Genomic DNA, 3,492 nt, shown 5'->3' with positions numbered 1-3,492 from the left:
AATCCACAAATCCTCCGCTTCACTTTTACGGATATACATTTTTACGCTTTTACATCTTTACAGAACAAAGCCAACGAAAGGTTCACCACCCCACACCGCTTTGTAAACACTGTTCTGTAAACAATCCAACTTCTTATCTCAAAGGCCCCCTACTGATCACTTTGTATAGTTATCACCCACCCCACAAACGAAACTGTTTCATTAGACTAGACAGATAAGTCCAGCCTAAAACATTTATCACACACTCTAAAAAACGCCTAAATGTGAATATTGATTATGCTGATATCACACCCCTCCAAATAGCGCCGTTTTATGGCATAACAGAATAGAAAATTTTTGATTGTTCTTGCCAATCTTCTGAAATTACTTTATCACTTAAAGTGTCATTTTGATCGTCTACGCAGCGATCAACAGGGAAAACAGGCCCTAAACCCTAGCGTACAATTGAGCCTACTCTTGTGGGTTTCCCGGAATTCCGGGAGTTTTTTGCTATGTCCAGGTGCGTTTCCGCACTAAAAGCAAAAAGCTGACTAGGGTTCAGTACTTGTTACTCCCGGAATACCAATGCGAGGGCGCTCGCAACCGGAGGGGGTGTAAAGTTCCAACTAAAAATCCAAATTTTATCGACATTTCTGATTAAGCAAAAGACGCGATTTATAATCCATATTTCGCACTTTTTAAAAAGTACCCAATCATATAGTCTTTGAGATTATTTTCATTTCTCTTGCCAATCTTCTGAAATTACTTTATTGATAAGCACGTGTTTTTGATCGTCCACGCAACGACCAAAGGGAACTGAAAGCCCTAAACCTAACGTACAATTGAGCCCACTTTTGTGGGTATCCCGGAATTCCGGGAGATTTTGCTATGTCCAGGTGCGTTTCCGCACTAAAAGCAAAAAACTGACTAGAGCTCAGTATTTTGACTCCCGGAATACCAATGCGAGGGCGCTCGCAACCGGAGGGGGGCTTGAAGTGCCAACTAAAAATCAAAATTTTTCGACATTCTGATTAAGCAAAAGACGCGATTTATAATCCATATTTCGCACTTTTTTAAAAAGTACCCAATTTTATAGTCTTTGAGATTATTTTCATTTCTCTTGCCAATCTTCTGAAATTACTTTACAAATTAAAAAATGTTTTTTGATCGTCTACGCAACGGTCAAATAGGGAGTTGAAGACCCGAAACCTAAACATAAATTTATCCCACTCTGTGGGTTTCCCGGGATTCCGGGAGTTTTTGCTATGTCCAAGTGTTCTCAACACTAAAAGCAAAAAGCTGATTTAGGTTCAGTATTTTCAACCTCCCGGAATACCAATGCGAGGGCGCTCGCAACCGGAGGGGGGGCTTGAAGTGCAAACCAAAAATCCAAATTTTATCGACATTCTGATAGGCAAAAGAATTCGCCACAGACGCATTTCAATGAGCCTTTCCCAAAAAGAATTAGGAAGCCATTTAGGTGTTAGTTTTCAACAAATCCAAAAATACGAAAAAGGCTTCAATCGTGTAAGCGCAGGATGTTTACTCAAAATCGCCCAAAAACTGGAAGTTCCTATAAGCTTTTTTTATGCAGACATTGCTACAAAAGAAGATATCTCAACAAAAGAAAATACCCCACTCCGTGATCAAGAAACCTATAGCGAAAAAGAACACACTCTTTTGAAAAACTTTAGAGACCTCCAGCCAAAAAAACAAAAAGCAATCTTGTGGTTGATTTCTGATTAGGAAAAAGAGCAACAATTAACATACCCCCGCCTAAAGTTTCCCATACCTGATATCACCATACCCCCAAGAGTGATGTTTTATGGCATATAAGATAATTCACACTATAGCTTGTTTTCTGTTTCCATTATTGCGTCAAGCCAAGCTGATTGAGGATTAGCAGCTGAGTTTTTAAGTTTGACTATTCGTAGCAAAGCGGAGTTAAACAAAAATGACATTATCGCTCAAAACCATGCCCCCTATTGAGTTTACGAGACGGTAGAACAGTGTCAAGAAAACATAGCCCCGAAAAAAAAACAAAAATATGAGCGGTTAAGTAAAAATCAAAAATTGAATCTATAACGTTGAAAGAGCTGCTCTATGTTGGATTATCTCCACGTCCTCTAAACCTCAGAAAAATGATTTAAAACATTTGTTTCGTTGATGAGCCAATCATTGAGATCGAACAATAGACAAAGAACGGTTCACCAATATCCTGATAGCCAATAAACAGAATAATCCACTCAATCCAGAAAGAAGGAACAATTTTCCAGCCGAAGTGTGACCTAAAACAAACGCTCCAACAAACGGCGCCACCAACATAGCTAAATTTTGTATAGACTGCACCCATCCGGAAGCCAATCCAATCTGTTCATTGAAATTGCTTACCAGATAAACATTAGAAGATATGGAAAAGTAAGCGCTAACCATTCCAATAAGGAAAAAACAAAGCAACAAAGTCTCAATACGGAGTAAATCAAAGTAAAAAAAGCACACTGAGATCAAGACAAAACCAATCATTGTTGACATTGCTGGCATTAACAACTCCGATATTTTGCCTGTAAGGGGTTTATGCTTTGATTGTTTCACACGCCAAAACCCATAGAGAAAATTACCAATCGCTGAAGCAGATACCAGCATTCCAAGAGTCTGTTTATTCATTTTCATTGTGCTGAGAATAACGGGCAACTGATTATTCACCATAAAGACCATGGCAAAATACACAAACACCACCGCCACATAGGCATACCAAGCTGTCCCATAAAGCCTCTGCTGTGCTTGCGTGGTATTCGCTTTTTTTATTCTTAGCGACGAGACAGGTTGTGCACAAAGACAACAAAACACGATAAAGCCTAGCAATGTCAAAAATCCAGAAAATAATAAAGTATAGGTATCTGATAAAAGTACAGACAGAGCACTCCCCAAAGCAGGTCCTATCATCTTTGCTGCGCTATTGATCATGTTAAGCACAGAATAGTAACGAGTCCGTCCGTGTTCAGGCACAGAATTTGCACTAAGAACGGAAATTGCAGGCATGGCTAGACTGTTGAATGTCGCTCGAATAACTGCCAGTATAATAAATCCTTGCAGACTCGTCGCCAGCAATAAACCGACAGTACATAGCGCCCGTAACAGCAGTGACGCCCGCAACCAATGGATCATAGAACGGTGGACTTACCAACATTCCAATTGGCTTAGACAGAACGATACCAGGGAATAATGTTGCCGCTCCAATAAAAGCGACATCATATTGATTAGCTTTCCAAGTGAACACAGATACGGTCAAAATCACGATATAATCAATCCAGCCCCCAAATGACACCATACCATTACCCAGCAAAAGCACCAACAAGCGATTTTTTATTGCCCCACCTCTTTGCACCAAAACACGCACCCCTTCTTTTTCCTTAGCAATACTGATTAGATGATCAATTTTTCCTCATACCCTAAAAGCACCAACAACTTTCACGCAACAAAGCACCAACAAGCGATTTTTTATTGCCCCACCTC

At 39.9% G+C, this 3,492-nt stretch carries 2 protein-coding genes; one reads left to right on the top strand and one right to left on the bottom strand.

Going from position 1 to position 3,492, the window contains the following annotated elements; genetic code table 11:
* Positions 1-1,353 precede the first annotated feature (1,353 nt).
* Positions 1,354-1,725: a helix-turn-helix domain-containing protein gene (locus ACFILH_RS02050; RefSeq protein WP_375631426.1), complete on the top strand. Its 372-nt coding sequence runs from the start codon at positions 1,354-1,356 to the stop codon at positions 1,723-1,725.
* A 429-nt stretch (positions 1,726-2,154) separates the two neighbouring features.
* Here ACFILH_RS02050 and ACFILH_RS02045 read toward each other — a convergent pair whose 3' ends face one another.
* The gene (locus ACFILH_RS02045) at positions 2,155-3,144 is read right to left on the bottom strand and encodes an MFS transporter (protein ID WP_375667283.1); all 990 of its coding nucleotides are present in this window, start codon (positions 3,142-3,144) and stop codon (positions 2,155-2,157) included.
* Between the last annotated feature and the right edge of the window lie 348 nt (positions 3,145-3,492).

The sequence above is a fragment of the Bartonella sp. CL435QHHD genome (genome assembly GCF_042195095.1).
GTDB lineage: Bacteria > Pseudomonadota > Alphaproteobacteria > Rhizobiales > Rhizobiaceae > Bartonella.
This window is presented reverse-complemented; position numbering and strand designations above follow the sequence as displayed.

Coding starts and splice junctions, on each gene's coding strand:
- ACFILH_RS02045 (WP_375667283.1), bottom strand. CDS start 3,144: ATGATCCATTGGTTGCGGGCGTCACTGCTGTTACGGGCGCTATGTACT.